The sequence below is a fragment of the Spirosoma sp. 209 genome, from assembly GCF_002006735.1.
Lineage (GTDB): Bacteria > Bacteroidota > Bacteroidia > Cytophagales > Spirosomataceae > Spirosoma > Spirosoma sordidisoli.
On sequence record NZ_MVEC01000024.1, the window covers coordinates 1 to 26,187 of the forward strand.

Consider the following 26,187-nt stretch of genomic DNA (forward strand, 5'->3'; position numbering starts at 1 on the left):
GTTGACCAGCCGGATGCTGACTTTGCCTCCCAGCTGCTTGTCCAGACCGATCTGCACTTTGCCTTCGGCCGTGGTGTAGACCCCGCTCTGGTAGCTGGCCACGCTGGCGGGGCGGGTAGGGCGGGTGATGGGGTTGGCGCTGGCAGGAGCCACGCTGGCAACGGTGAGAGACAGGGCAACAACGAAGGCGGTGATAAGCGTTTTCATGACTAGTGGTGTTTATGAGGGTTGGTGATTTGTGTCCGTTTTGATGAATCAAAGGTCGCCACCACCCCGCCCCCGCTCTGTCACAAATGGGTCAATCCCTGCCACTTTTGGGAAATGCAGACCATACAGGCCCGTTTCGGGTTGATTCGCCGGTTTTTTTACCGCCATTTTACGTCTATGTGACTACGGTTCAGTCAATGGCTGCTGCCAAAAAAAGGCCTGCACTTTTGACAAGCACAGGCCTTTTTCCCATTTCGGGTGGGTCATCTCAGCTTAGTTTGCCCGGGGCCGGGTGCGGCAGGGGCTTGATGAAGATGGTCAGCCAGGTCCGGCGCGCCATCCGGAAGAAATAAGGAGTCAGTATAATCAGCGTAGGCACCAGCCCGACGAGGTAGTAGTTCAGATCGACCTTCAACCCGATGACGACAATAAAAAAGGTCAGCAGGGTCCAGATCGTGAAGAACGCGTAACTCACAAACATGGAAGCCCAGTAGAACCCCGGCTCCGGCATGAAATTCGTTCCGCAGTGCGGACAGTGATCGTGCATCTGGTCAAAATGCCGGCTGAAGGCGCTCTTGGTCACGAAGAAATCGCCCTCATGGCACCGCGGACATTTGTTGAACAAAATACTGGTTAATCGGCTATCGGAAGACATGGCTATTGGCGTAGTTAGCGAGGCTGGCAGAGCGGTTACGGGCTCTTAATCAACCCCTATTTTATAAGACAAAGGTACACCCGCCCCTGGCCCGATGCCATGACAAATTAGCCCGGCTATGGTACAAATCAACGATACTAGCGTTCCGCCTGCCTGAACTCGGCGGGGGTCAGTCCGGCCTGCTTCCGGAAGAACCGGACGAAATACGACCCATCGTCGAAGCCGAGCTGGTACCCGATTTCCTTGACCGACCGGGTCGTATGCGTCAGCAGACGCTGGGCTTCGATCAGCAGGCGGTCGTGAAGCAGCTGGCTGGCCGTTTTGTTCAGTACCTTTTTACAGATATGGTTGAGGTAATTGGGGCTAACTCCCATCTGATCGGCATAGGCGCTGACTGCGCGGGTGCGGACAAACTGCGCTTCCAGCAGCTCTTCGTACTGCCGGATTCGGTCGTAGAGGTGCCCTTCCGTTCCGCTCAGTTGCTGGCCGTAGAGCCGGTTGGCCGACTCCAGCAGGATATGAACAAACGACAGAAACACCTCGGCCTGATGGGTCCGGCGCTGTTCGTATTCCTCATAGGCGTAGGCAAACAAATCACTGAACAGAGCCGCCTGCTGACCGACCTCCAGCAGAGGGAGGTGCTGATGCGAGTGATAAAACGGGTACTGATAGAGCCGGTTTCCGAAGCGGGCCCGGAAAAAGCCCGGCTCAAAAAACAGGTTGAAACCCCGAATATCGGCCGACAGCTGCCAGCTATGCACCTGCCCCGGCGTCAGGAAGTACAGCTGGTGTCCGGTAACGGGGTAGGTTTTGAAGTCGATCGTATGGGTGCCGCTGCCCTGGCTGATCCACATCAGCAGGTAGAACGTATGCGAGTGGGGCTTGTCGATGCCTTTGAACTCCTGAACCAGTTTTTCGAGCCGGGTCATGTAGAAGAGCGTGTCGGGCTCATGACGCGGAAACGACTGGAGTTGATAAACAGGTACCGATGCAGACATGACAGACCGGGCGGGCCGGGGGTTACTGACCGTAGTAAAACTGGTACTCTACCGTCCAGGGATCGTTGGGTGTCAGGCGAATAGAGCGGGCAGCGATCCGGCCAGCGGCATCGTAGTCCAGTTTGTATTCACGCCGGTAAACTCCAAACTGCCCTTTGGTTTCGATCAGGTTACTGGCATAGCCCATATTAGACGGATCGAGACCCGGAAAGTACAGCCCCGCGTAGGGATTGCGCTTATCGTCGTAGGTATACTCGGTAGCGTCGTCGAGCGTGCCCTGCCGGCTGAAGCGTTTGGTGCTGGCTGGTTTTCCCTGACTCCAGGTGGTAATCTGATAGCTGCTGTCGGCCAGGGTTGTCCGGCGATTGGTCGCTACGCTGCCCGCTGCATCGTACTGGTATTCGTCGACCTGTACAAGCCGGTACTGGCCTTCGCCGTCTTTCAGCCGCTGGTAGTGCAGCACCTGACCGATCTGGTTCTCGCCGTTGTAGCGGTACCGGATCACGTTCTGCGAATAGCTGGCGGGGCTAAGAGCCGATTGATTGGTGGCCCAATAGACCTGAACCAGCCGGTTTTGCTGGTATACGCCCAGGTAGTACTCATAGCCGAAGACCGTGGGTTCCAGGCTGGCCAACAGCCGCCCCTGCGCGTCGTAGGTGAATGTTTTCCGGGTCGGCTGGGTTCCGCGGCTTACTGCAATGGGTTTGTTGGCCGGGCCGCGGCCGTTGACGGCAATCTGGGTCACGTCGGGGCGCTCGAACCGGGCCAGGGTGTCGGGTTTGGTGGTCAGTTCGGTGGCAAGAACGAGGGACTGATCGGCCTCGGGTTCGGGTACAGAACAGTTGATCAAACCCAGTAGAAGCAGAGACCATAGGAGCCCCTTACGGATTGTTGGTTGCATAGGAACGTTGAGTCTGGAAACGACAAAGCGGTATTGAGTAGAACCCTGTGTTACTAAAATCGAAATAGTAGTTCTATCTACTAAACAGCAAAGAAAGCGAATCGGTTGGCTTTTCCCGATTTCTGCGCGGTAGTTTATAAAACAGATCAGCCCCAGACACAGCCGTTGCGTTGGCTATATCCGGGGCTGACCCCATGTTCAGGAAGGTGGATGGTAGAAGCGGAGCCGCGGTTGTTGTTTAGTTCATAGCGATCCGGCGGGTGCTTTCCGAGGGCTGGGCCGTGGCAATCGTCAAAGCGTGGGTCGTCGTCTCTACCCCGTTGCTGATTAGCAAGGTGTATGAGCCGTCGGGCAGACCGCTTACGTCCAGCCGCAAACGAACCTGCTGCTGGCGCTTGCCTACCTGCTCCTGGTAGACCTCCTGACCCTGGCTGTTGACCAGCCGGATACTGACCTTGCCCCCCGGCTGCTTGTCCAGACCGATCTGCACTTTGCCTTCGGCCGTGGTGTAGACCCCGCTCTGGTAGCTGGCCACGCTGGCCGAACGGGCAGGGCGGGTGATGGGGTTGGCGCTGGCAGGAGCGACGCTGGCAACGGTGAGAGACAGGGCAAGGGCGAGGGAAGCGATGAGCGTTTTCATGACTGGTAGTGTTTATGCGGGTTGGTGATTTGTGTCCGTTTTGATGAATCAAAGGTCGGCACCCACCCGCCCCCACCCTGTCACAAATGGGTCAATCCCTGCCACTTTTGAGAAAACCACCCCAATAGCCACCATAAAGTGGCTTATTTCTTTTTCCGGCAGCTGGCAGGGAAAAAACAATCAACCGTTTATCAACCAGTCAGCGGGAAATTGCCTGACCCGTTAACTTATATAGTAGTAGTGTAATAAGATTATGTTTACATGTATATATTCGTAAGTACATAAGCTTGTGTAGAAACAAGTCTATCCCAGCGTTTATGGTGCTTTCTTACACACCCGTTTACCGGCTCAACGCTATGAAACTAAGCCTTCTTGCCTGCCTGTGTTTAGTGCCCCTGATGAGTCTTGCTCAGGAAAAAACCTACGATGTTGCAGTAAGCTACGGAGCCTACACGAGCCCTAGCTTTAAACAGCATAAAGCGAGAGAATACTTTGCGGCTGATTTTGACTATCACCTTGCCGGACGCTGGACGATATCGTCTGGATTTATGACAGGTCGTTTTGATTACTTCGACGACATTCGTTCCAATGACCCGATGAGCCTTTTTAATCCCCAGGATGGTACCAATGCCCGGGGTTATCAGCTGTATGGCTATGGAATGGCTAAGTATTCACTTATCCGAACGGGCGGGTTTACGCTACAGGCAGGAGCCGGGATTGGCTTTTTCAATCAGCGACTGGAGTATCCTTATCGGGTAAACAACAGCACCGGTGGTGCCACGTACTATGCACAATCGTCTTTTACGGATCTGGCCCTTCCGGTGAGTCTGGAGGCCTACTATATAATCAGTCAACGGGTTGGTATAGGCCTGAAAACAGGGGGCTATATCGAACCGGATTTCCCTGTGGTTGGCCTACACATCGGCCCCCAACTCAGGATACGTCTGTAAAATATTCCATCGAAAAAACGGTAACGGCTTTCTCCGATACCGCCCCGGGTGTGTCGATGAGCAGGTAATCAAACCTCCCGCTTAGTTCGTGGTGATCCGGCGGGTGCCCTTTGCCGGTTAGGTTGTGGTCGCTACTTCGTTGCTAATCATGCCCATACAAGACCCGTTGACCAGTTCAGCGCAGTATGTGTTTAGAAACAGATTCGCGAAACGGGCGCCTGCTGCTGTGCTACACGGCTATACTGCCTATTAGTTTATACAACAACCGGTGTAGCTGCTGCGCTTCCTCCAGCGAAATACCCAGGTTGCTCGTCAGTCGGCTGAGCACTTTGGGGGCTTCGGTGGCCAGTTGTTGCCCTTTCGGCGTAAGCGAAATAATTACGCTCCGTTCGTCTTCCTGAGAGCGAACCCGATCAATCAGGCCCACGGTCTGCATGCGCTTGAGCAGCGGGGTTAAGGTGTTGGACTGCAAATGCAGTTTTTCTGACAGTACCTTCAGATTGACCCGGTCCGTTTCCCACAGGATCAGCAGAACCAGGTACTGCGGATAGGTCAGTCCCAGCTCGTCCAGAACCGGCTGGTAGCACTGGGTCACGAGCCGGGATGCCGCGTAGAGGGGAAAACACAGCTGGTTTTCCAGTTTGAGCGATTCATTGATCGTCATGGGTACAGCGCTGGATTTATGTTTGTTACCGGCGGGCCATCTGGTTTGATCTCCCGCCATGGACTGTCTTCGGTCTGCGGACCGCCGTTACTGCGCAGCTGGCGTTTGCCGATGCCGCCAGTAGGTAAGGCCGCCCGTTGACCACAGCGCCCATAAAATTAACACCGGCTGGAAGAAAAGCCGAATGAGCCGGGCCTGGTCAGAGTTGAGGTTGAACGCATTTGTGCCGTTCACGTACTGGGCAATATTGCCCGGGAAAATTAGCACGTAGAAGAGCGCCAGCGCCAAACCTACACTGACCTTATGTCGGGTCCAGAAGACCATCGCCAGGCCGAGCGTCAGTTCGACCAGCCCCGACACCAGCACGACGCTGTCTTTGCTGAAGGGGAGCCAGTCGGGCACCTGCGCCTGAAACTCGGCCCGCTGAAACGTCAGATGACCAATACCGGCCAGCAACATAAAAACTCCCAGCAGGATTCGGAAGCCATTTTGCAGCGCACTCGTCTTCGTTGTTTTCATGGTGGTAGGGGTAGGCAGTAAGCGTCCCGCATCAGCTACGGGACGCTGGTTATGATTAGATGACCTGCAACTGAACGTCGATATTGCCCCGGGTAGCGTTCGAATAAGGGCAAACCAGGTGCGTCTTTTCGACCAGTTGCCGGGCCTGCTCGTTATCGATGCCCGGAATCGTAACGGCCAGCGCCACCTGTAAACCGTATCCACCCTGACCATTCGGAATCAGGCCCACCGTTGCCTTTACGCTGGACGGAGCCTCCGGTTTCACCTTAGCCTGCCCCATGACCAGGTTCAGGGCACTGTCGAAACAGGCCGCGTAGCCGGCCGCAAACAGCTGCTCGGGGTTGGTATGTCCACCGGCGCCACCCAATTCCTTTGGCGTACGAACCTGCAGATCAAGAATGCCATCTTCACTTTGTACGTGCCCGTTCCGCCCGCCGGATACGTTCACGCTCGTTTCATACAACGCGTTCATAATTTATATCGTTAAAGATTATATCGTTTGCGATACAAATGTAATGACGGCAGTCTTCCAATCCAAACGTGTTTTTTTACGAGTCATGGTTATGTACCTGTAGCATCGGCTCAACCTGCTGATCTGCTGCGTATTTTTGGAACGAACTCCCCTCTTTCCTCTCCTGTGAAAGCCCTCTGGCACGACCTGCGCCACTACCTCCGCACCGACTACCGGCCCGATCTGTACGGCGCTACGGCGGCCTGGCTACTGCTGCTGCTCGCCGTCAACTACTCCCTCGATCTCGAAGACTCGTACATCGACAGCTACCAGGGACGACCCATCTGGCCGGTACTCTACGCTGGCCTCTACGCGCTCTGCTATTACGGCAGTGTTTGGCTCTGGACCCATTTTCACCAACGCGCCGACCTCTGGCGAAGCCGCGATTTCTGGCTACGCAGCAGCACAGCGCTGGTCTGCTACTCGATCTATTCGGGTTTCTACGGGCACGTGGCGCTGAGCCGGCAGCTGTTCGGGGGCGAGGTATTCGTTTTTCTGTACTACTGCCTGCACAACCTGCAATCGGTGCTGACCATCGTGCTGCCGCTGTACGTCTTTTACCGGCTGGTCGACCAGCGCCTGAACCCGTCGGCTTTCTACGGCATGGCGCCCAAGCGGAAAGGGCTGGCTCTGTACGCGCTGCTGCTGGCGCTGATGGTACCGCTAATCACGCTGGCGTCGTTCCAGCCCGACTTTCTGGCCTCCTACCCAACCTACCACGACACCGGCGCCAACGCGTTTTTCGGGGTTCCGGAATGGGTTACGGCGCTCGTGTACGAGTTCTGCTACGGCTGGGACTTCGTACCGACCGAGTTGTTGTTCCGCGGGTTTCTGGTCATCGGCATGAGCCGGGTCATGCGCGGGCCCGTACTGCCGATGGTGGTCTGGTACTGCGCCATTCACTTCGGCCGGCCGCTGGGCGAAGCGGTTTCGTCCGTCTTCGGGGGCTACCTGCTGGGCGTACTGGCGCTGAGCACCCGCAGCATCTGGGGGGGGCTGCTGATCCATATCGGCATTGCCTGGGGTATGGAACTGGCCGCTTTTCTGCAAAAGGCCGGGCGCTGACCCTACGGGGGCGGCTACCGCAGCAAGGGAGAAACGCGGGTGCCGATCAGGTCGATAGCGTTCATGAGCTGCTGGTGGCTCAGCCCGGCATTGTCCATCTGGAACGTAACCCGCGAGATACCCCCCAGCGCTTCGCTGTGCCGGAGAATCTTCTGCGCCACCTCTTCCGGACCGCCTACCAGCAGTGCCCCGCGTTCGCTGTTCATGGCGTCGAAATGGGCACGGGTAACGGGTGGCCAGCCACGCTCTTTGCCGATGCGGGTAAAGGTTTCGGCATAGCCCGGGTAAAAGTCGGCGATGGCTTCCTGGGTCGTGTTGCCTACGTACCCGATCGAATGGAGCCCCACCTGCAACTGCTCCGGCGCATGACCCGCCCGCCGTCCGGCTTCGCGGTACAGGTCGACCAGGGGCCGGAACCGATGCGTTTCGCCACCAATAACGGCTACCATGAGCGGCAGGCCCAGCACCCCCGCCCGAACAAACGACTGGGGTGTGCCGCCCACGCCGATCCAGATCGGGAGCGGCTTCTGTAACGGCCGGGGGTAAATGCCCTGTCCGGTCAGGGCGGGTCGGTACTGGCCCGACCAGTGTACGGCTTCGTTGTCGCGGATGGTGAGCAGCAGGTCGAGTTTTTCGGAGAAGAGCGCGTCGTAGTCGTGCAGGTTGAGGCCGAAGAGCGGAAACGATTCGGTAAAGGAACCCCGCCCCACAACGAGTTCGGCGCGTCCTCGGGAGATCAGATCGAGGGTAGCGAACTGCTGAAACACCCGCACCGGGTCGGCTGCGCTCAGGACCGTTACTGCGCTCGTCAGCCGGATCTGGCGGGTACGGGCAGCCGCAGCCGCCAGGATGAGCGTAGGCGCCGAGTCGAGAAACTCCGGCCGGTGGTGCTCGCCGATACCGAACACGTCCAGCCCAGCCTGATCGGCCTGTTCGATTCGGTCAATCAACTGATTCAGAGCCTCCGAATCATTGGATACGGGGCGGTTACCGGCCTGCTGAAACGCGGCCGCAAAACTATCTATACCTACCTGCATACGACAGATTGAAAATAAGCTGTTACTTTCAGCCTGTCTGGGTAATGCTTTCGCCGGGTTTGTAGTTCATTCGGCAGGAGGGTATACTGTCTGTTCGTTACTTTTTACGCCCATGTTAGATCTGATCATTGACGCCCGACCCGCTTCGCTCGGAAATGGATTTACCGTAAAACGCATTTTGCCCTACCGCCTGCGCCGTATGCTGGGCCCGTTTATCTTCATGGATCATGGCGGGCCGGTCAGCTTCAGCCCCGAGCAGGCACCCAGCATGGACGTGCTGCCCCATCCGCACATCGGTTTGTCGACGGTCAGCTACCTCTTCGACGGGCAGGTTACCCACCGCGACAGTCTGGGTGTACAGCAGATTATCCGGCCGGGCGAGGTTAACTGGATGACGGCGGGCCGGGGCATTGCCCATTCCGAACGGTTCGAAGACCCGGCCACGCTGGCGGGTGGCTCGCTCGAGATGATACAGACCTGGGTGGCCCTGCCCGAAGCCGACGAAGAAAGCGCGCCCACGTTCGAGAACTACCAGCCCGACCAGCTGCCGGTCTTTACCGATACGGGCGTCTGGCTGCGGCTCATTGCGGGCGATGCCTTCGGGCTGAAAAACGGCGTCAAAACCCACTCGCCCCTGTTTTACGCCCACGTTGTTCTGCAGCCGGGGGCGCGTTTTGGCCTGCCGGTGGGTTTTCCTGAGCGGGGCGCTTACGTAGCGAAGGGAAGCGTGGAGGTAAACGGCCATACGTACAGCGCCGGGCAGCTGCTGGTGTTTACCCGCGGCATCGACCCGATTCTGGTGGCTAAAGAAACCTGCACGCTCATGCTGCTGGGGGGCGAACCGCTGGGTGAGCGCTACATCTGGTGGAACTTCGTCTCGTCGCGGCTCGACCGGATCGAGCAGGCCAAAGCCGACTGGCAGGCGGGTCGTATTGCGCTGCCTCCCAACGACAATGCCGAGTTTGTACCGCTGCCCCAGGACAAGTCAAGGCCCGCCGGTACGCCCCCTCCGCAACCGCTATCCTGAGTTTACGGCTTTGTAGCCACCGAAAACCGTATAACGACCCGAACCTACGGCTGCGCCAGCCCCAGGTCGAGCAGGGTTCGCTTGATGGCCGCAATCCGCTGCTGGCGCTGCAGCACGTTGGGCGGGGCTACCCGTTCCAGACAGTCGGTCAGGCGGCAGCGCTCGCAGGATTCGTTCACCTCCCGCCGGTTCAGGGCCGGGTCGTTCAGGAACCGGATACGCGCCCGCGAACTTTCATCGACCAGCACACCCAGCGCCACGCTATGGTTCAGGTGCCGGATGGGAGTCAGCGGCCGGGTGAACGACATAATCAGGTACGTATTCTGCGAGTCGATGTAATCTGACAGCTGCGCCCGTACCAGCGGGGTCTGGTAGGCCCTGGCCCGCAGCACCTCTTCCAGCTCGTGCAGACTCGTCAGCGATACCCAACGCCGGCAATAATGCTCGTCGGTAGTGCCGTGCGGATTGTGCAGCCGCGACAGGTGGATTTCGCGGGTCAGGTTCACCACGGGGCTGCTGGTCTCCTGCTCGAACCGCAGAAACACCAGCTGATCGACCCCGAAGTAATGCGGCAGCAGGTTGCTCATCCGCAGCAGGAGCGTTTCGGGCGTGGCCTGAAACTGGTCGAGCATAGCCGTCAGAGCCGCCGAAGCCTCCTTCCAGGTCGACAGATTGAGTAACTCATCCAGCCGGGCGCGCAGAGCCTCCCGCCGAATCAGAATGGCCCCGGCAAAGTACGACGCCTGAAAGTTGTTCAGCACCTGCTCAAACGAGCTCACCTCCACCCAGGTCGACGTGAGGGGGCGGGCGGTCAGGTTCATGTACTGAAACGCCAGCTCGCGGCCCAGCGTAAACGCCCGCTGATCGGTAGTGAGGGTCTGGTTCAGCAGCAACCGCTTTTCGTGCGGTATATAGACCGACCGGAGCCGCGTCAGGGCGGGCTGGGTTTTCTCGTTGAACAGCTCGATATGATAGCCGTAGTGATCGCTGAGGTAGTCGCTCAGGAACGTATCGCTCACAATAACCTCTGTCGGCAACCCGCTCTCGCGCAGAAAGGCATCGGCCGCTTCTTCGATGTCGGCGAAGTAATTATCATGCATCTCCTGGTAGGTCCGCATGACGGTGAAGTAAAAATGGGGCAGGTCTACGTTGTAGTTCCGGGCCATTTCGACTACGGTGCTGATGAAGGCACTCAGCTTGACGGGGGCCTCCGACAGCAGCTCCAGCAGATCGCCCGGCTCAATGCCGAACATGTTCAGGGGTAGCTCGGTCAGCAGATTGGAGCGGAGCAACTGGTAAATAGGCTCCATTTTTTTGTTGAGCTGAAGCGATACCAGCGACTCATAGGTCGTATCCATCGCTTTGGCCAGCCCGATGATCTTCTCGGTCTTGGGATATTTCTTCCCTTTTTCGATCTCGTTGATATACGACTGAGATACGCCTGCCCGCTCAGCCAATTCAAACTGCGTCAGCGATTTATCGAGCCGCATCTGCCGGAGTTTCAGCCCGAAAAGCAACCGTATGTTGCTGGAATTAAGGTCCATTCGCTCAAAAGTTGAAGGAATAAAGGTACGGATTTGCTGATTTATAGCAAGTTTTCAAGATTTAGCGATAAATCGCTTGTTTGACATATTATCGCAAAATATATTTGACACACTTCATCACATTGTCTCAAAACATCACCAAAAACCAGTCATCTATGGAAGCTTTACTCGTGCCCCCAGTAGCGTTTGCCAGTGATCATTCATGGCTCCATTTACCTACCGACGTTCACCTGCTCGAGGATCTTGCTCCTGATGACCTGGTTGCCGAAATTCTGGCCAACGGCGAGGGGCAGCTGGCCGACACCGGCGCCCTGGTTTGCCAGACCGGCCGCTTTACCGGCCGGACCCCCAAAGATCGGTACATTGTCCGCGACGCGCAGACAACGGATACCATCGACTGGGGCGACGTGAATCAGCCGTTCTGCGCCGATGCTTTCGATCAGTTGGAGGAGCGGATGCTGGCCAGCCTGAGCGGCCGCAGGGTGTACACCCGCTATGCCCGGGCCGGTGCCCTGCCCGACTACAGTGTTCGGTTGCGCATCATTACTACACTGGCCTGGCACAATCTGTTCAGTTATAATATGTTTCTGCGGCCAGACGCCAGCGAACCGACCGACGGCCCCGTTGATTTCACCATTCTTGTGGACCCGGCGTTTACGGCCAGCCCGGCTATCGACGGCACCCGCAACGCCAACTTCACCATCCTGAACCTGTCGAAAGGGGTTATCCTGATTGGCGGTACGGGCTATGCCGGCGAGATCAAGAAAAGCGTTTTTTCGGCACTCAACTACAGCCTGCCCCTCCAGCACGGCGTACTGCCCATGCACTGCGCGGCCAACATTGGCAAAGATGGCGATACGGCCCTGTTCTTCGGCCTGTCGGGAACGGGAAAAACAACCCTCTCGGCCGACCCCACCCGCCACCTCATCGGCGACGATGAACACGGCTGGGCCGATAACGGACCAGACGAACCGGCCATTTTCAACTTCGAAGGCGGCTGCTACGCCAAGGTCATTAACCTGACCCGCGAGAACGAACCCGAGATTTATGACGCCATCGGGCCGGGGGCTATCCTGGAAAATATCCGCTTCGTTCCCGGCACTAACACCGTTAACTACGCCGACGGCTCGGTTACCGAGAATACGCGCTGCTCATACCCGATCGATCACATCCGCAACGCCCGGCAGCCCGCGGTCGGACCGGCCCCCAAGCATATATTCTTCCTGTCGGCCGACGCGTTTGGGGTGTTGCCTCCGCTGTCGCGGTTAACGCCCCAGCAGGCGCTCGACTTCTTCCTGCTGGGCTATACGGCGAAAGTGGCCGGTACCGAACAGGGCGTCAGCAGCCCTACGGCGACCTTCTCACCCTGTTTTGGGGCCGCTTTTCTGCCCCTGCCCGCCCGGCAGTACGCAACGCTCCTGAAGCAGCGCATCGAACAGTATGGTACGCAGGTCTGGCTGGTCAATACGGGCTGGAAAGGGGGCGGCTTCGGCGTTGGAAAACGGATGGCCCTGTCTCATACCCGCGCCATGATCCAGGCAGCCCTGACCGGCGCGCTCGACGATGTTCCGTTCGGTCAACATGCCGAATTTGGCCTGTCTATTCCCAAGCGCTGCCCCGGCGTGCCGATGGAGCTGCTTAACCCGATCGATACCTGGCAGTACAAAGGCATGTACACGGCCGCAGCCAGACGACTCGCCAATGCCTTCGCCGAGAAACTGAAAGAAATCTAGCCGTTCGCGGTATGGATGCCGTGGCCGTCTCAGCCCCGGCATCCATACCGCACCTACGACTGTCTGATGGCTATCAAAAGATCTTGCCGCCCGATTCGTACAGGCGTACCGGTCGGGATGCCAAGTCGATGTCCATCAGTAACCTGGTTCCGGCATTCATACCCTTTCCCCGTTGACCGTAACGAAACCTTCCTGGTAACAGACGCATAAACCATTCTTAACATGACGGTTCAACACACGCTTAACGGCTCGGATACAGCCGCGTTTGGGTTACCCATTGGCATTACCCTCGACCGGTTCATCAAACGGCAGCAAAGCCAGTTTCCATCGGCCGTGGGCGACCTCTCCCAACTCCTGCGCGACATTGCGCTGGCCAGCAAGATCGTAAACCGCGAAATAAACCGGGCGGGGCTGTCGGGGCTGGCCGGTACGGCAGGCAGTACCAACGTGCAGGGTGAGATGCAGCAAAAGCTCGACCTGGCGGCCCATATCCGGTTCGTACGGGCCTTCAACAACGGGGGCGAAGTGGCGGGCATTGTTTCGGAAGAAGAGGAAGAGATCATCTATACCGAGTACCCGACCGGCAAATACGTGGTGGCGCTCGACCCGCTCGATGGCTCCTCGAACTTCGACACCAATGTATCGGTCGGTACTATTTTTTCGGTCTACCGGCGTGTATCGCCCGTTGGCAGCCAGCCCACCGAAGCCGATTTCCTGCAGGGCGGTCGGCGGCAGGTAGCGGCCGGGTACGTGCTTTACGGCCCCTCTACCATGCTGGTATTCACGACCGGCAACGGCGTCAATGGCTTTACCTACGATCCGTCGCTGGGCGAGTTCATGCTGTCGCACCCCCTCATCCAGTGCCCGGCCGAGGGACGAATCTATTCCTGCAACGAAGGCTATTTTTCGACCTACGACGAGTCGGTACGCGCTTACCTGAACCAATGTCGGGACCGGGGCTGCTCGGCGCGTTACATCGGCGCGTTCGTGGCCGACTTTCACCGCAACCTGCTCAAGGGTGGTATTTATCTGTACCCCGGCACCAGTACCCAGCCCGACGGCAAAATCCGGCTTTTGTACGAAGCCTACCCGATGGCCTGGCTGGCTGAACAGGCGAACGGGCAGGCCATTTCGACCAGCCAGCCCATCCTCGACGTTCGGCCCGACGCGCTGCACGCCCGTACGCCCGTTTTTGCGGGGTCTACGCAGATGGTAACCGAGCTGGCCGGGTTAGTGAGCAATCAGAATCTGTCGGGTCAGCACCGCATCGCCCAGGTTGAGCTGTAGCCGGTAAAGGCCGGTCGTCAGCGAGCTCAGGTCGATCTGTCGGTTGAATGATGTACCGGATACGGGCAGCGTAGTATGCCATACCAGCCGGCCGGTCAGGTCGGTGACGCGCAGCTCGGCCCGGCCAATGGGTTTGTGATAATCGGCCCGTACAGTGAGGAGGCCACTGGTGAGGGGGTTCGGAAAAACCGTTACCGAGGCCGCGCTGACGGGTTCGTTCCCCAGCACGATGGGCGGGGGCGGCACCTGAATCCGCAGGTTGTCGATGGCCCAGCCCCAGCCGAAGTTGATCCGATCGATAAACAGCCTGAACCGGATCAGGATCGTTTCTCCCGCCCGGAACCCGCCCGCCCCGATGAGCGGAATGGTCCGGCGTTTGTAGAGCGCGGGCAACCCGACCGTGTTCGAGTTTCGCTCGCCGATCTGGGTGCCGTCTACCAGATTGCGGTTATAAGCCGCCAGCCAGTCGGTCTGGTCGAGTGCGTTATAGCCATCTACCAGGGGCCGCCAGCTGCGACCATTATCGTTCGAGCCCTCAACAATGCCGTAGTCGTTAAAGCCCGGTTCGCCAAAACGGGTGCCATACTCAGCGGGCTGAATCAACGCAATCTCATCGAAGCGGATCACCGCACTGTCGGGGTTGGCGGCAATGCGGATCGGAACCAGCAGCGTGGCTTCGGCCTGGGTACGGCCCAGGTAATCGGCTCCGTTGCGGTAGGGGTGATCGGAGTGCAGCGCCGGATCGCTGAAACCCGCAGGCTGGTTCAGGTTCAGGCCCGCCGTGGCGAAATCGCTGGCTACCGTAGCCGCTTCCTGAAAAGACGTCACGTACCGATCCCGAGCCGGCTGCGGAGCTACTACCCGTAGTTCATACGTACCCGAGGCCGGACTGTAGGCCAGATTTCGGTTGCGGGAGCCATCGCGGGCTACAATCCGGTAGGTGATTCGGTCACCAGCTTTGAGCGAATTGGCCGGGAAGCTGATCCGGCTCATGTAGAGGCTATCGTATCTAACACCGTTAATCGTGGCTGGCTGACGGGGCAGCGGCAGGTTAGGTTGCGAAACGCCGTTGATCTGATACTCGACAAATGCCGATTCGACCCCCGTAATGCGGTCGTCGGCAATCAGGGCGCTGATGGGCAGGCTATCGACCACGGCGACATTCAGAATCAGGCTTTTAGCCGGGCTGTAGCGGATGGTGGGTGGCACCAGGTCGGGACCAGCCAGCACCCGATAGAGGGCCTGCGCGCCCGCCGGTAATTTGCCGGGATTGGTAAACGTACGGCCCGACACATCCTGCGCTGAGAGGTAGTACCAGACTTCGCCCTGGGCCTGGGCGGCCGGGAGCGTGGCTCTGAACTCGCCCGTTGTGCCAACCTGCGTCATGGGTACGGCTGTAACGGCCGTGTCGCCGGTCGCCGGCTGGGATTTCCGGTAGAACAGCCGTACGGAATTGGGCGCGTAGGCCGTGTCGCTGACAATACGGGCGCTGAAGACCAGATCTTTAGGATCTTCGCTGTTCTCGAGCGGAGTGTGCAGCACCGAGGTCGTTTTCCACTCCAGATCGGCCAGCGTGGTGAGGGTAATCTGACCCGGGCTGTGGGTAGCCTCGCCCAGCTTCAGCCGGGGCCGCATGAGCCGGTTGAGGCTATCGCTGCTGTAGCTGTCTTCGTTCAGATGGTACAGGCTGACGGCGCGGTCGAACGGGCGCAGGGCCGACAGCCGCGGCAGCCGACGGCCAAACTGACGAACCAGCAGCGGTCCGTTCAGAAATAGGTTGTTGTTGGTCAGAAACGAACCCAGCGCGACCGACCCGCCCGGCATCGAACTCATGTCGGCCACCGGTCGTACGGCCGGGCCATTGTCGATCCCGTTTATGATCAGGTGATCGTAGACCGAAGGCAGACCCGCCGAGTAGTACCCTACGCTGTTAACAACGTCGAAGAAACCAATGAATCCCAGCCCATGCGCTATTTCGTGCAGCGCAGCCGTAACGAGATCGGGCTGGTTGGGGGGTGTTTTGCCGTCGGTACCGTAATACCACTCGTTGTTACGGTTGAACTGCGCTACGATATCGGGTTCGCTATCACTGTTAAGCGCCCGGCGGGCCACTTTTTCGGCCAGCGCCACGGGGTAATAGCCGTATCCTTTCTGCACCCCATCAGCACCAGCCCGGTAGCTGGATGGGCCGGCCGCGCCCAGCACACCCGGCTCCTGACTGATCCAGCTGGCCTGAATCCGGATCGGTACGGGCGAGGCAATCTGCGTAGCCCAGATGTCGACGGCGTACTGAAACGCCCGTTGGGCTTCGGGGGTAAAATTTCGATAATCGACGATAAACTGCGCCGTTGGAGCCGCCTGCCGACCGTTCGACGCTTGGCGGGTGCGGAGAAAAGCCTCGGGGGGCGGCACCGAGCCAGACCCGTTCTGACCCGACAGGTAACAAACCACCCGGGGACCTGGAACCGCGCTGGCGCCCGACGTCCGCAGCTGCCGCACAAACGCCTGGTACGGGATCGACGGATCGGGCGGAGTAGCGCGTACCGGCTGTGCCGACGCCCGGAACGGACAGACTAAACCAATCAGCAACAGAACGCCGACAAGCGCGGTTGCTGGTTTCCAATGGAACATAAGCGTGAGTAGAGGGAGCACAAAGCGGGTTGAATATAGCGGACAAATCCCGCAAAGCAGGCATCAGCCCCTCTACTCCGCCGTTTACCTTATCTTACGACACCTCGGCCGAGCGCTTCAGTACCAGCGCCACCGAGTTCAGGCAGTAGCGCATGCCCGTTGGCGGAGGCCCGTCGTTGAAGACGTGTCCCAGGTGCGCATCACACACATTGCAAAGCACTTCGACCCGGATCATGCCGTGGCTGAAGTCTTTCTCCAGCCGGATGCGATCGGCCTCGATGGGCTCGGTAAAGCTGGGCCAGCCCGTGCCCGACTCGAACTTGGTGGTCGACTCAAACAACTCCGTGCCGCAGCAGACGCAGGCATACAGGCCGGGGTCGTGGGCTTCGCAGTACTCGCCCGTAAACGGACGTTCGGTGCCTTTGGTACGGGTAACCCGGTATTGCTCCGGCGTCAGTTGCTGCCGCCATTCGTCGTCGGTCTTGATGACTTTCTGGATCATGTTTGCTCTCGTTTGTTGAACTATGGGTACAAACCAATAACAGAAAGGGGTCTGATTTGTGTTCATACGGTCGTAAATTTGCGGCATCACTCGCATGACGACCCGCCAGATACTTCAGCAATTTTGGGGATACGACACCTTCCGGCCGTTGCAGGAAGAGGTTGTCGACGCCGTGCTGGCCCGGCAGGACTCGCTGGTCCTGATGCCGACCGGGGGTGGCAAATCGATCTGTTTCCAGGTGCCGACGCTGGCTATGAAAGGCGTTTGTATTGTGGTCACGCCCCTGATTGCGCTGATGAAAGACCAGGTCGAGCAGTTGCGCCGACGGGGTATTCCGGCCGCGGCCATCTATTCGGGCATGCATTACCGCGAGATCGATACGGTGCTGGACAACTGCATCTACGGCAATACCAAGTTTTTATACCTGTCGCCCGAGCGGCTCCGGACGGAGATCGTGATCGAGCGCGCCAAACAGATGACGGTCTGCCTGCTGGCGGTCGACGAAGCCCACTGCATATCGGCCTGGGGCTACGACTTCCGGCCGCCCTACCTGCAAATTGCCGAGTTCCGCGACCTGCTGCCCGACACGCCCATCATTGCCCTGACGGCATCGGCTACGCCCGACGTGCAGACCGATATTGTCGAGAAACTCGCCCTGCGCGAGCCCCGCGTGTTTCGGCAAACCTTTGCGCGGCCCAACCTGTCGTACTCGGCCCTGTCTGAAGAAAACAAGGAAGACCGGCTAATTCGGGTGCTGGAGCGGGTGCCGGGCTGCGCCATCGTCTACGTCAGAAGCCGGCGGCAAACCCAGCAGATTGCGCAGTTGCTGCAACGCCAGAACATCTCCGCCGATTTCTACCATGCCGGGCTGACCACCCAGCAACGGACCGACAGGCAGGATGCCTGGATTCAGGACCGGACCCGGGTCATGGTGGCGACCAACGCGTTCGGGATGGGCATCGATAAACCGAACGTTCGGCTGGTGGTTCACCTCGACGTGCCCGACTCGCTCGAAGCCTACTACCAGGAAGCGGGTCGCGCCGGACGCGATGGGCAAAAAGCCTACGCGCTGATGCTCTACACCCAGAACGATCTGGAAAGCCTGCGCTTTCGTACCGAACAGCTGTATCAGCCGGTCGAGATGCTGCGCCGGGTGTATCAGGCGCTGGCCAATTATACGGCCGTGCCGGTTGGCGGGGGCGAGTTTGCCAGCTACGATTTCGACCTGGCTACCTTTACCAACACGTTCAGCCTCCCCCCGCAGGAAACCCATTATGCGCTTAAGCAGCTCCAGCTAGAAGGGTTCATTCAGCTGAACGAAAACTATTTCCATCCGTCGCGGCTAACGCTGTCGCTGGATAACCGGCAGCTGTACGAGTTTCAGGTGCTGAATCCCCGGTTCGATTCGTTTATCAAACTGCTGCTTCGGCTGTATGGGGGCGAGCTGTTTACGGATTTCATCACGATTTCGGAAACAACCCTGGCCCGCGCTTTCCTGATCGACCAGCGCGAGATCGAGGCCCTGCTGACCCAGCTCGACCAGCGGGGGGTAGTTATTTACGAGAAGCAGAAAGATAAGCCCCAGCTTACATTCCTGACGCCCCGCCACCACGCCCCCGACCTGCCGGTCAATGTACCCGAGCTGAACCGGCGCAAAGAGCTGGCGCTCCGCAAAGTACAGGCCGCTACGATCTACGCCGAACACCCGACCCAGTGCCGCACACGCCTGCTGCAGGCCTACTTCGGCGAAAAAACCGGCGACGCCTGCGGCATATGCGACAACTGCATCCGGAAGAAAAAGAAAGCCGACCCCGCCACCACTGCCGTCCGTGACCAGGTCCGCGACTACGTAGCACTGGCCAACGGACCGGGTATCTCGCCCAAACAGCTGGCTCACCATTTCGCCCAGACCGACGCCGACACCCTGGCCCAGACCATCCGGCAGATGCTGGCCGAAGAAGAAATTGCCTACACCAAAAGCGGCAACCTAACGCTCAAAAGTCAATAACCCAGCCAGCCCGTCACTCCTGACCCGCGCAGACGTACCGAGGTCCGCGTTTCACCAAACGACGCGCCCGGTCACCGTGGTCCGTGTCCTCACCGGGACGCGTAGTCGGACCGCTCATGCGTCAGCAACTGTCTGCTACCGACAAAACCGTCCGGACAAGTGGTCCGTGGGGATCGGAGCGCCGACCGCACGGACCACGGTGAAGACCACGGCCGCAGGCATTACCAAACCGGCTTACTAATCACACCCACGCCACATAAACAGCCACAAACAGCCTTATTTGGCCGGTTCTCTTTGCTATTCGTCCCAGCCTGGTGCGGTTCGTCCCTTTAGTTTGGTAACCAGACAGCCAGCGCTGTAGGTTTGTATCGTCGGCCAACAAAGGCCCGACGATAAACCAGCTCCCGCGATGAAAACCCTGGCTACCCTTTTCTTTTTAATGCTATCGATACTCACCAGCCCGTTCGTTTTTGCTCAGACCACCGACTCGACCGCCAGGACCTACACGGTGACGGTAGTCGTTCCCAACGTAACCCATCGCAGCGGTACCATCCGCGTCGGCGTGGCCAACAGTGAGGCTACCTTCAACGGCGAATCGTTTAAGACATCCGTGGTCAACGTACCCGCTTCGGGCGAGGTGCAGGTCACGCTGACGGGCCTGCCGGCGGGGCGCTACGCCGTACGGCTCATGCAGGACCTCAACGGCAACGAAAAGATGGATTACAACGGCCAGATGCCCGCCGAGCCATTCGGATTTTCGAACGTGACGATGCTGATGGGACCGCCCAGCTTTGGCCAGTGCGCGTTCGATCTCAACGAAAATAAACAGATCCGGGTGGGCCTTATGGAAATGTAGCCGATCAGTAGGAGCCCGACAGGGCGCTAAACCTTTTGTAGGGTTATCTAGTCAATAGGTTAACTGCCAGCGATCGTTGATCAGGCAGATGACTAACGAAACAGACAATCACATGATACGAATAGCGCTTATAACCTTGTCTTTGAGTAGCGTATCAGCAGCCACACTGGCTCAGGGCAACTCTTCACTGGTACAGGCAGGTATGGAACTGATCAGTGCGTACACCCTCAACGACGCCCAGGTAGCCTCGGTGGCCAAACAGGCGGTTCAGCAGATGGATGCCAAATATCCGGTGGCAGCCGCTAACGATCCGTACACCCTACGGCTGAACCGCATCGTGGCCCGGCACCAGAAGGTAGGCAACCTGCCCATCAACTATAAAGTCTATAAAACCGCCGATGTCAACGCGTTTGCGACGGCCGACGGCAGCGTGCGCGTCTTTAAGGGGCTCATGGATCTGATGACCGACAACGAGGTGCTGGCCGTTATCGGTCACGAAATTGGCCACGTCGCCAACCGCGACTCGCGCGATGCGATGAAAGCCGCGCTCAAACGCTCGGCCATCCGTAACGTAGGGGCTTCGCAGTCGGGCGTAATTGGTCAGCTCTCGCGGTCGCAGCTGGCCGGCATGACTGACTACATTGTCGGGGCTTCGTTCAGCCGCAAACAGGAAACCGAAGCCGACGACTACAGCTACGCGTTTTTGAAACGAAACGGCTACAGCGTCATGCCGCTGGCTTCGTCGTTCGAGAAGCTGGCCCAGCAGGGCGGCAGCGGAGGTCCAGCCTTCCTGTCGACTCACCCCGATAGCAAAGCCCGCGCCCAGCGCATCCGCGACCGGGCCCGCAGCGAGGGGATTGCCCGCTAGGCATTTCTGCCAATTCATAAAGCCCGCTCGTTTGTGGCCCCTGCTGAACCCCGCGGTTCGGCAGGGGCCTTATTTTTTGTGTCTGACTGGCTCAACAAAATATTGGCACATTCAGTTACTTACCCGTGCCACAGCGGCATTTCTACTCAACGACTTATGGAAACAACCGAATTCCGGCCCACATCGGAGGAAATTCCAGGCCAAAAATTACCCTATCCGGCTCGTCAGTCCGACATGGACCCGGCGCCCGACTCCGACCTGTCAAACTACAAACCCGCTGGTAAACTCACCGATCAGGTGGCCCTCATTACGGGTGCCGACTCTGGCATTGGCCGGGCCGTGGCCCTGGCTTTCGCGATGGAGGGCGCCAGCGTGGCGATCGTCTACAACGAAAACACCGACGACGCGAAGTACACCCAGCGGCTGGTCGAAAGTAAAGGCCGCCCCTGCCTGGTCATTCAGGCCGACGTGCGCCAGAAAGCCGCCTGTGAAGATGCCGTACGGCAAACGGTCGAGCGCTTCGGCAAACTGAACGTACTGGTCAACAACGCGGCCTACCAGATGGCGCAGCAGAAACTGACCGACATCAGCGAAGAGCAGCTCCGCCGTACGTTCGACACCAATATTCTGGCCTATTTCTTCATGGCCCAGGCCGCCCTGCCGCACCTCCAGAAGGGCGATGCGATCATCAACACCGGCAGTATTGTCGGCATCGTCGGCAATAAAATCCTGGTCGATTATACCGCTACGAAAGCCGCTATTCATGCGTTTACCAAATCACTGGCGCTGCAACTCGGCGACCAGGGTATCCGCGTCAACTGCGTAGCCCCCGGCCCCGTCTGGACGCCCAACATTCCGGGCACGATGCCCGTGGAGGAGGTCAACAATTTCGGTCACGAAGTGGCCCTGGCCCGGCCCGGTCAGCCCGAAGAGCTGGCACCGGCCTATGTGCTGCTGGCTTCGTCGGATGGCTCGTTCATGACCGGCAGCATCGTTGAAGTTACGGGCGGAAAGCTCGGCTAATCCACTCAAAACCAAACGCTCCCATGTTCCACCCAGCCAACACCATTCGATCGTTGTTACAAACCGACCTGGTCACTGCGCCAACCCGAGAGGCACTGAACGGCCGGTTGAACGCACCACCGCGCCAACCCACGTTTTTCTCCGCCGACGAGTTTGCCCTGCTGCAGGCCGTATGTGATCGACTGGTTCCGCAAGAGGGGCGGGAGCCGTCGCAACGCATCGACATCGCCAGCGGTATCGACCTGCGGTTGTCCGAGAACAAGTCGAACGGCTGGCGGTACGACGACATGCCGCCCGACGGCGAAGCGTATCGGCTGGGGTTGCGCGGGTTCGACGAAAGTGCGCAGGCCTGGTTCGGGCAGCCCTTCCGGAATCTCTCGCCCGAACAGCAGGACGAGGTGCTGGCCGCGGTACAGGCGCTGGAAGCTCCCGGCTCTACCTGGGATATCCTGCCCGCCGATCATTTTTTCGAGGAGTTGCTGGCCGAAGCCGTCGAGAATTACTACAGCCATCCCCTGGCCCAGGAAGAGATCGGGTATGTCGGTATGGCCGACGCCCCCGGCTGGCAACGGATCGGGCTCAACAACCTCGAAGACCGCGAAAAGAAAGCCAATTCCCCGACCTGACCGACCCGCGACCCGGTTACCGTGGTCCGTGTCCTCACGGACCACTCGCGCGTCAGCCATCCATCGGTTTTTGCGGGTCAGTTGCTGTCGCATAAGTTGTCCGTGAGGACACGGACCATAGCAACAATGACCCAAGAGACACCGCTCAAACAACTGTAAATCAACCACAAACGCATACCCCTGCAGGAAACACACTAGCCACTACATGACCACTACCCATGATATTGTCGACGCCGTTGTGATTGGAACCGGGGCGGGTGGCGCTCCGTTGCTGGCCCGGCTCGCCAGAGCTGGCCTGCGCGTCGTTGCGCTCGAAGCGGGTCGTCACTGGAATCCCAAACTGGATTTTGCGACCGACGAGCGGGCGCAGGATAAGCTCTTCTGGAACGACGAGCGACTGAGTGCCGGTCAGGACGCGCTGGCGTTTGGTAATAACAACTCCGGTACCGGCGTAGGCGGCTCAACGCTGCATTATACGGCCTACACCCCCCGCGCCCAGCCCGACGACCTCCGCATCCGGACCGAGTTTGGCGTGGGCGAAGACTGGCCCATCGAGTTTGATGACCTGGCCTCGTATTACGAAGAGGTTGAACAGTTTCTGGGCGTGTCGGGCCCGTCGCCTTACCCGTGGGGGCCCGCCCGCAACCGGGGCTACGCCCTCGGACCACTGCCCGTCAACGGTGCCGGTCAGCTGATGGAGCGGGGATGCCGGACGCTGGGCATCCGAACCTCGCCGGCGGCCAATGCAGCGCTTTCGGCCGGCTATTACCAGGAGGGCGTTGGGCACCGGCCGGGCTGTACGAACCGGGGTTTCTGCCAGGCGGGTTGTACGGTTGGAGCCAAGGCGAGTATGGACGTGACCTATATTCCGCTGGCCATCCACTACGGGGCCGAGGTAAGGCCGGAGTGTTTCGTGACCCAGCTTGTCCGGAACGCATCGGGCCGGATCAGCGAAGTGGTTTATATCCGGAACGGGCAGGAAGAACGGCAGCGGTGCCATAACGTGTTCCTCTGCGCCGGTGCCATCGAGACGCCCCGGCTGTTGCTGCTCAACGGCATCGGCAACAGCAGCGGGCAGGTTGGCCGCAACCTGATGGCCCATACCGCCCTGCAGCTCTGGGGCGAGTTCGACGAAGATATTCGGCCCTATAAAGGTATTCCCGGCGCCATTATCTCCGAAGATACCCACCGCCCCACCAACGCCGACTTCGTGGGCGGCTACCTCCTCCAGTCGATCGGTGTCATGCCCCTGACCTACCTCAGCCAGATGGCGCGGGGACGCGGGCTATGGGGACCGGCGCTGAAACAGGCGGCATCGGCCTACAACCACGTAGCGGGCATCAACATCCTGGGCGACTGCCTGCCGTACGAGCACAACTACCTCGAGCTATCCGACGAAACCGACAGCCGAGGCCTGCCCAAACCGCGCATATTTTTCTCGAACGGCGAGAGCGAAGAACGCATGACGGCCCATGCCGATCAGCTTATGCGGCAAATCTGGGACGCGGCCGGCGCCCGTAACGTCTGGACATTTCCGCGCAATGCGCATATCATCGGCACCTGTCGGATGGGCAACAACCCCGATACCGCCGTGGTAAATGCCGACGGCCGGTCGTTCGACATTCCGAATCTGTACATCAGCGATAATTCTACATTCCCGAGCGCGCTCAGCGTCAACCCGGCTTTGACGATTATGTCGCTGGCCCTGCGCACCGCCGATAAATTTTTAACGAGCCAGCGAGGAACGGCCTGATCGGTCGGTCGATGCCTGCTCTCTTATTCTTTGTACCTATGAATTTTCTGGATAACATAAAAAAGCGCTTCGGCGACGGTAACTACGACGGTGATGAGTTCGGCGGAGCGGGTGGCCACGATGGCAGCGGACTTCCTGACGGGAACCCGGGCAACTTCATGTTCGCGACCGGCATCGAATGTTCGTATCCGACTATCCAAAACGGCACCGTTCGGCGCGACCAGCTGCGCGAGTGCGGCCACTACGACCGGTACAAAGAAGACCTGGGGCTGGTGAAAGAAATGGGGCTGAACGTACTGCGTTACGGCCTGCCTTACTATAGCATGCACAAAGGCCCCGGCCAGTTCGACTGGGAGTTTGCCGATCTGGCGATGGCCGAAATCAAGCGACTCGGTATCACGCCGATTCTGGACCTGATGCACTTCGGCGTTCCGGACTGGATCGGCGATTTTCAGAATCCCGAGCTTCCGGTTCATTTTTCCGATTTCTGCGCGGCCGTTGCCGAACGCTACCCCTGGGTACGCTACTATACGCCCGTCAATGAAATCTACGTAACGGCCCGGATCAGCGGTAAAGACGGTGTCTGGAACGAACAGCTGAAAACCGACCGGGGCTTTGTTACGGCGCTGAAGCACTGCGTAGCCGCCAGCATCATGGGCAACCAGCAGATTGCCAAGCGCCGAAACGACTGCGTCATTGTGCAGAGCGAAAGCGCCGAATACATCCACGAACTCTGCGCCACGCCCTCGGCCGCTACGCAGCTGGATAACGAACTGCGGTTCCTGTCGCTGGATCTGCTCTACGCCAATCCGCCCTCGACCACCGTGGGTATGTACATGATGGACAACGGCCTCACCCGCGAGGAATATAACTGGTTCATGGCCGGCAAACCGCCAGGCTACCAGATCATGGGCAACGACTACTACGGCCGCAACGAGCGCATTAAACTGCCCGACGGCCGGGTCGAGACGTCGATGGACGTACTGGGCTGGTACGAAATCACCCGCGACTACTACGAGCGATACCACATGCCCGTGATGCATACCGAAACCAACGTATTCGAAGCGGATCAGGCGCCCATATGGCTTTACAAACAGTGGGTCAGCATCATGCGCATGCGTCGCGACGGGGTTCCGGTGCTCGGCTTTACCTGGTACAGCCTCATCGATCAGATCGACTGGGATTCGCAGCTGGGCGAGCTGAACAACCACGTCAACGAGTGTGGCCTGTTCGATCTTGACCGGAAGCCCCGCCCCGTTGCCGAAGCCTATAAGAGCCTGCTAAAAGAGTTTGGCCAGATCACCATCGTTCCCTACGGCGAGATTCTGGAGGTGACCGATCGGCCCGCCCGCTTAAAAGTATCTGTCTGATGCGCCATCCTGCCAATTCTATCTACCTGAACGTTCGCGAGCAGGGTCAGGGCAGCCTGACCCTGCTGTTCATGCACTATTTCGGCGGCTCGTCGATGGAGTGGCAGCGGGTCATGAACCAGCTCGCCGACCGCTACCATTGCGTAGCCCTCGACCTGCGCGGCCACGGTCACTCCGACGCGCCCGAAACGGGGTATTCGGTAGACGACATGGCCGACGATGTAGAGGAGCTGGTCAGCACCATGGGCATCGGGCCCTACGCACTGGTTGGGCATTCGATGAGTGGTAAGGTAGCCCTGGCCGTAGCCGCCCGGCAGCCTGCCAGCCTGCGTCAGCTGATACTGGTATCGCCCTCGCCCCCCAGCCCCGAACCCATTCCTGACGACGAGCGGCAGAAACTCCTGACCGGACACGGCCAGCGGGCATCGGCCGAAAAAACGCTCAAGAACATTACCGAAGTAGCCGTTTCGGGCGATGCGAGCGAGCAGATCATTACCGACGACCTCCGCACCGCCAAACCCGCCTGGGACGCCTGGCTGCAACACGGCAGCAACGAAGACATTACGGACCTGATGAGCCGCATCACGGTTCCGGTCGCCATCATCGTCGGGTCGGAAGACCGCGCGCTCCCGCCCGATGTGCAGGAAACCATGGTGAAGCCGTTCCTGCCGCGGGCCACCATCACCCGCTGCAACGGGGCCGGCCACCTCTTGCCCTGGGAAATACCCGACCAGTTAGCGGCTTTTATCGCAAAAAAAGTTGCCGAATAATTTCCGCAAGAGTAGGTAATGTATTTACCTTTGTGGCCCATT

25 protein-coding genes are annotated in these 26,187 nt (G+C 59.0%); 13 read left to right on the forward strand and 12 right to left on the reverse strand.

What is annotated here, in order from left to right; genetic code table 11:
* The 5 genes from B1C80_RS26085 to B1C80_RS26105 form a co-directional block, all read right to left on the reverse strand.
* Window positions 1-207 (reverse strand): hypothetical protein (locus B1C80_RS26085; protein ID WP_369822744.1); only part of this gene is annotated, 207 nt, incomplete at its 3' end.
* A gap of 268 nt (window positions 208-475) precedes the next feature.
* Window positions 476-862 carry a DUF983 domain-containing protein gene (locus B1C80_RS26090; protein ID WP_077924147.1) on the reverse strand — a complete coding sequence of 129 codons (387 nt, stop codon included), beginning with the start codon at window positions 860-862 and terminating at the stop codon, window positions 476-478.
* 137 nt (window positions 863-999) lie between these two features.
* Window positions 1,000-1,860: an AraC family transcriptional regulator gene (locus tag B1C80_RS26095; protein ID WP_077924148.1), complete on the reverse strand. Its 861-nt coding sequence runs from the start codon at window positions 1,858-1,860 to the stop codon at window positions 1,000-1,002.
* Between the two features lie 22 nt (window positions 1,861-1,882).
* Window positions 1,883-2,761 (reverse strand): hypothetical protein, encoded by an 879-nt coding sequence (locus tag B1C80_RS26100; RefSeq protein WP_161492821.1) that lies wholly within the window; start codon window positions 2,759-2,761, stop codon window positions 1,883-1,885.
* A gap of 238 nt (window positions 2,762-2,999) precedes the next feature.
* Window positions 3,000-3,401: a T9SS type A sorting domain-containing protein gene (locus tag B1C80_RS26105; RefSeq protein ID WP_077924150.1), complete on the reverse strand. Its 402-nt coding sequence runs from the start codon at window positions 3,399-3,401 to the stop codon at window positions 3,000-3,002.
* A gap of 356 nt (window positions 3,402-3,757) precedes the next feature.
* On the opposite strand from B1C80_RS26105, the gene B1C80_RS26110 reads away from it, so the two are divergent.
* Window positions 3,758-4,351: a hypothetical protein gene (locus tag B1C80_RS26110; RefSeq protein WP_077924226.1), complete on the forward strand. Its 594-nt coding sequence runs from the start codon at window positions 3,758-3,760 to the stop codon at window positions 4,349-4,351.
* Window positions 4,352-4,580: 229 nt separating this feature from the next.
* Here the strand turns inward: B1C80_RS26110 and B1C80_RS26115 are convergent, their stop codons facing one another.
* From B1C80_RS26115 to B1C80_RS26125, 3 genes are all read right to left on the reverse strand, one after another.
* A complete protein-coding gene (locus B1C80_RS26115; protein ID WP_201723595.1) occupies window positions 4,581-5,015 on the reverse strand; it encodes a MarR family winged helix-turn-helix transcriptional regulator in 435 nt (144 codons plus the stop codon).
* An 87-nt stretch (window positions 5,016-5,102) separates the two neighbouring features.
* Window positions 5,103-5,534, reverse strand: a complete 432-nt coding sequence (locus B1C80_RS26120; protein ID WP_077924151.1) for a hypothetical protein — start codon at window positions 5,532-5,534, stop codon at window positions 5,103-5,105.
* A gap of 55 nt (window positions 5,535-5,589) precedes the next feature.
* On the reverse strand, window positions 5,590-6,006 hold the full coding sequence (locus B1C80_RS26125; RefSeq protein WP_077924152.1) for an organic hydroperoxide resistance protein: 417 nt from the start codon (window positions 6,004-6,006) through the stop codon (window positions 5,590-5,592).
* 165 nt (window positions 6,007-6,171) lie between these two features.
* Here B1C80_RS26125 and B1C80_RS26130 point away from each other — a divergent pair, with 165 nt between their 5' ends.
* Window positions 6,172-7,110 carry a CPBP family intramembrane glutamic endopeptidase gene (locus tag B1C80_RS26130; protein ID WP_077924153.1) on the forward strand — a complete coding sequence of 313 codons (939 nt, stop codon included), beginning with the start codon at window positions 6,172-6,174 and terminating at the stop codon, window positions 7,108-7,110.
* 14 nt (window positions 7,111-7,124) lie between these two features.
* Here B1C80_RS26130 and B1C80_RS26135 read toward each other — a convergent pair whose 3' ends face one another.
* Window positions 7,125-8,147 (reverse strand): LLM class flavin-dependent oxidoreductase, encoded by a 1,023-nt coding sequence (locus tag B1C80_RS26135; protein ID WP_077924154.1) that lies wholly within the window; start codon window positions 8,145-8,147, stop codon window positions 7,125-7,127.
* A gap of 112 nt (window positions 8,148-8,259) precedes the next feature.
* Here B1C80_RS26135 and B1C80_RS26140 point away from each other — a divergent pair, with 112 nt between their 5' ends.
* Window positions 8,260-9,174, forward strand: a complete 915-nt coding sequence (locus B1C80_RS26140) for a pirin family protein (RefSeq protein ID WP_077924155.1) — start codon at window positions 8,260-8,262, stop codon at window positions 9,172-9,174.
* A 44-nt stretch (window positions 9,175-9,218) separates the two neighbouring features.
* Here B1C80_RS26140 and B1C80_RS26145 read toward each other — a convergent pair whose 3' ends face one another.
* The gene (locus tag B1C80_RS26145; protein WP_077924156.1) at window positions 9,219-10,718 is read right to left on the reverse strand and encodes a helix-turn-helix domain-containing protein; all 1,500 of its coding nucleotides are present in this window, start codon (window positions 10,716-10,718) and stop codon (window positions 9,219-9,221) included.
* 155 nt (window positions 10,719-10,873) lie between these two features.
* Here B1C80_RS26145 and pckA point away from each other — a divergent pair, with 155 nt between their 5' ends.
* Together pckA and fbp are read left to right on the forward strand one after the other, a co-directional pair.
* Window positions 10,874-12,451, forward strand: coding sequence for a phosphoenolpyruvate carboxykinase (ATP) (gene pckA, locus B1C80_RS26150; RefSeq protein ID WP_077924157.1), 1,578 nt, complete (start codon window positions 10,874-10,876; stop codon window positions 12,449-12,451).
* Between the two features lie 222 nt (window positions 12,452-12,673).
* A complete protein-coding gene (gene fbp, locus B1C80_RS26155) occupies window positions 12,674-13,738 on the forward strand; it encodes a class 1 fructose-bisphosphatase (RefSeq protein ID WP_077924158.1) in 1,065 nt (354 codons plus the stop codon).
* Here fbp and B1C80_RS26160 read toward each other — a convergent pair.
* Window positions 13,682-16,369 (reverse strand): T9SS type A sorting domain-containing protein, encoded by a 2,688-nt coding sequence (locus tag B1C80_RS26160; protein WP_139361750.1) that lies wholly within the window; start codon window positions 16,367-16,369, stop codon window positions 13,682-13,684. The two genes, fbp and B1C80_RS26160, sit on opposite strands and share 57 nt — an antisense overlap.
* 94 nt (window positions 16,370-16,463) lie before the next feature.
* A complete protein-coding gene (msrB, locus tag B1C80_RS26165) occupies window positions 16,464-16,871 on the reverse strand; it encodes a peptide-methionine (R)-S-oxide reductase MsrB (protein ID WP_077924160.1) in 408 nt (135 codons plus the stop codon).
* A 94-nt stretch (window positions 16,872-16,965) separates the two neighbouring features.
* Here msrB and B1C80_RS26170 point away from each other — a divergent pair, with 94 nt between their 5' ends.
* The 8 genes from B1C80_RS26170 (at window position 16,966) to B1C80_RS26205 (ending at window position 26,145) form a co-directional block, all read left to right on the forward strand.
* Window positions 16,966-18,879: an ATP-dependent DNA helicase RecQ gene (locus tag B1C80_RS26170; RefSeq protein ID WP_077924161.1), complete on the forward strand. Its 1,914-nt coding sequence runs from the start codon at window positions 16,966-16,968 to the stop codon at window positions 18,877-18,879.
* A 409-nt stretch (window positions 18,880-19,288) separates the two neighbouring features.
* Window positions 19,289-19,735: a DUF2141 domain-containing protein gene (locus B1C80_RS26175; RefSeq protein ID WP_077924162.1), complete on the forward strand. Its 447-nt coding sequence runs from the start codon at window positions 19,289-19,291 to the stop codon at window positions 19,733-19,735.
* A 142-nt stretch (window positions 19,736-19,877) separates the two neighbouring features.
* Complete coding sequence (locus B1C80_RS26180; RefSeq protein ID WP_317126257.1) at window positions 19,878-20,603, forward strand: M48 family metallopeptidase; 726 nt, start codon at window positions 19,878-19,880, stop codon at window positions 20,601-20,603.
* Window positions 20,604-20,759: 156 nt separating this feature from the next.
* The gene (locus B1C80_RS26185) at window positions 20,760-21,626 is read left to right on the forward strand and encodes an SDR family oxidoreductase (RefSeq protein WP_077924164.1); all 867 of its coding nucleotides are present in this window, start codon (window positions 20,760-20,762) and stop codon (window positions 21,624-21,626) included.
* Window positions 21,627-21,649: 23 nt separating this feature from the next.
* Entirely contained in the window at window positions 21,650-22,252 is a 603-nt protein-coding gene (locus B1C80_RS26190; RefSeq protein ID WP_077924165.1) for a gluconate 2-dehydrogenase subunit 3 family protein, read from the forward strand.
* Between the two features lie 205 nt (window positions 22,253-22,457).
* Window positions 22,458-24,005, forward strand: a complete 1,548-nt coding sequence (locus B1C80_RS26195; RefSeq protein WP_077924166.1) for a GMC family oxidoreductase — start codon at window positions 22,458-22,460, stop codon at window positions 24,003-24,005.
* A gap of 38 nt (window positions 24,006-24,043) precedes the next feature.
* Complete coding sequence (locus B1C80_RS26200) at window positions 24,044-25,375, forward strand: family 1 glycosylhydrolase (RefSeq protein ID WP_077924228.1); 1,332 nt, start codon at window positions 24,044-24,046, stop codon at window positions 25,373-25,375.
* Window positions 25,375-26,145 (forward strand): alpha/beta fold hydrolase, encoded by a 771-nt coding sequence (locus B1C80_RS26205; RefSeq protein WP_077924167.1) that lies wholly within the window; start codon window positions 25,375-25,377, stop codon window positions 26,143-26,145. The genes B1C80_RS26200 and B1C80_RS26205 overlap by 1 nt, the downstream gene beginning before the upstream one ends.
* Window positions 26,146-26,187 lie beyond the last annotated feature (42 nt).

What these genes read in the sequence shown, in the direction of transcription:
- B1C80_RS26090 (WP_077924147.1), bottom strand. Translation starts at nt 862, where the DNA reads ATGTCTTCCGATAGCCGATTAACCAGTATTTTGTTCAACAAATGTCCG.
- B1C80_RS26095 (WP_077924148.1), bottom strand. Translation starts at nt 1,860, where the DNA reads ATGTCTGCATCGGTACCTGTTTATCAACTCCAGTCGTTTCCGCGTCAT.
- B1C80_RS26100 (WP_161492821.1), bottom strand. Translation starts at nt 2,761, where the DNA reads ATGCAACCAACAATCCGTAAGGGGCTCCTATGGTCTCTGCTTCTACTG.
- B1C80_RS26105 (WP_077924150.1), bottom strand. Translation starts at nt 3,401, where the DNA reads ATGAAAACGCTCATCGCTTCCCTCGCCCTTGCCCTGTCTCTCACCGTT.
- B1C80_RS26110 (WP_077924226.1), top strand. Translation starts at nt 3,758, where the DNA reads ATGAAACTAAGCCTTCTTGCCTGCCTGTGTTTAGTGCCCCTGATGAGT.
- B1C80_RS26115 (WP_201723595.1), bottom strand. Translation starts at nt 5,015, where the DNA reads ATGACGATCAATGAATCGCTCAAACTGGAAAACCAGCTGTGTTTTCCC.
- B1C80_RS26120 (WP_077924151.1), bottom strand. Translation starts at nt 5,534, where the DNA reads ATGAAAACAACGAAGACGAGTGCGCTGCAAAATGGCTTCCGAATCCTG.
- B1C80_RS26125 (WP_077924152.1), bottom strand. Translation starts at nt 6,006, where the DNA reads ATGAACGCGTTGTATGAAACGAGCGTGAACGTATCCGGCGGGCGGAAC.
- B1C80_RS26135 (WP_077924154.1), bottom strand. Translation starts at nt 8,147, where the DNA reads ATGCAGGTAGGTATAGATAGTTTTGCGGCCGCGTTTCAGCAGGCCGGT.
- B1C80_RS26140 (WP_077924155.1), top strand. Translation starts at nt 8,260, where the DNA reads ATGTTAGATCTGATCATTGACGCCCGACCCGCTTCGCTCGGAAATGGA.
- B1C80_RS26145 (WP_077924156.1), bottom strand. Translation starts at nt 10,718, where the DNA reads ATGGACCTTAATTCCAGCAACATACGGTTGCTTTTCGGGCTGAAACTC.
- pckA (WP_077924157.1), top strand. Translation starts at nt 10,874, where the DNA reads ATGGAAGCTTTACTCGTGCCCCCAGTAGCGTTTGCCAGTGATCATTCA.
- fbp (WP_077924158.1), top strand. Translation starts at nt 12,674, where the DNA reads ATGACGGTTCAACACACGCTTAACGGCTCGGATACAGCCGCGTTTGGG.
- B1C80_RS26160 (WP_139361750.1), bottom strand. Translation starts at nt 16,369, where the DNA reads ATGTTCCATTGGAAACCAGCAACCGCGCTTGTCGGCGTTCTGTTGCTG.
- msrB (WP_077924160.1), bottom strand. Translation starts at nt 16,871, where the DNA reads ATGATCCAGAAAGTCATCAAGACCGACGACGAATGGCGGCAGCAACTG.
- B1C80_RS26170 (WP_077924161.1), top strand. Translation starts at nt 16,966, where the DNA reads ATGACGACCCGCCAGATACTTCAGCAATTTTGGGGATACGACACCTTC.
- B1C80_RS26175 (WP_077924162.1), top strand. Translation starts at nt 19,289, where the DNA reads ATGAAAACCCTGGCTACCCTTTTCTTTTTAATGCTATCGATACTCACC.
- B1C80_RS26185 (WP_077924164.1), top strand. Translation starts at nt 20,760, where the DNA reads ATGGAAACAACCGAATTCCGGCCCACATCGGAGGAAATTCCAGGCCAA.
- B1C80_RS26190 (WP_077924165.1), top strand. Translation starts at nt 21,650, where the DNA reads ATGTTCCACCCAGCCAACACCATTCGATCGTTGTTACAAACCGACCTG.
- B1C80_RS26195 (WP_077924166.1), top strand. Translation starts at nt 22,458, where the DNA reads ATGACCACTACCCATGATATTGTCGACGCCGTTGTGATTGGAACCGGG.
- B1C80_RS26200 (WP_077924228.1), top strand. Translation starts at nt 24,044, where the DNA reads ATGAATTTTCTGGATAACATAAAAAAGCGCTTCGGCGACGGTAACTAC.
- B1C80_RS26205 (WP_077924167.1), top strand. Translation starts at nt 25,375, where the DNA reads ATGCGCCATCCTGCCAATTCTATCTACCTGAACGTTCGCGAGCAGGGT.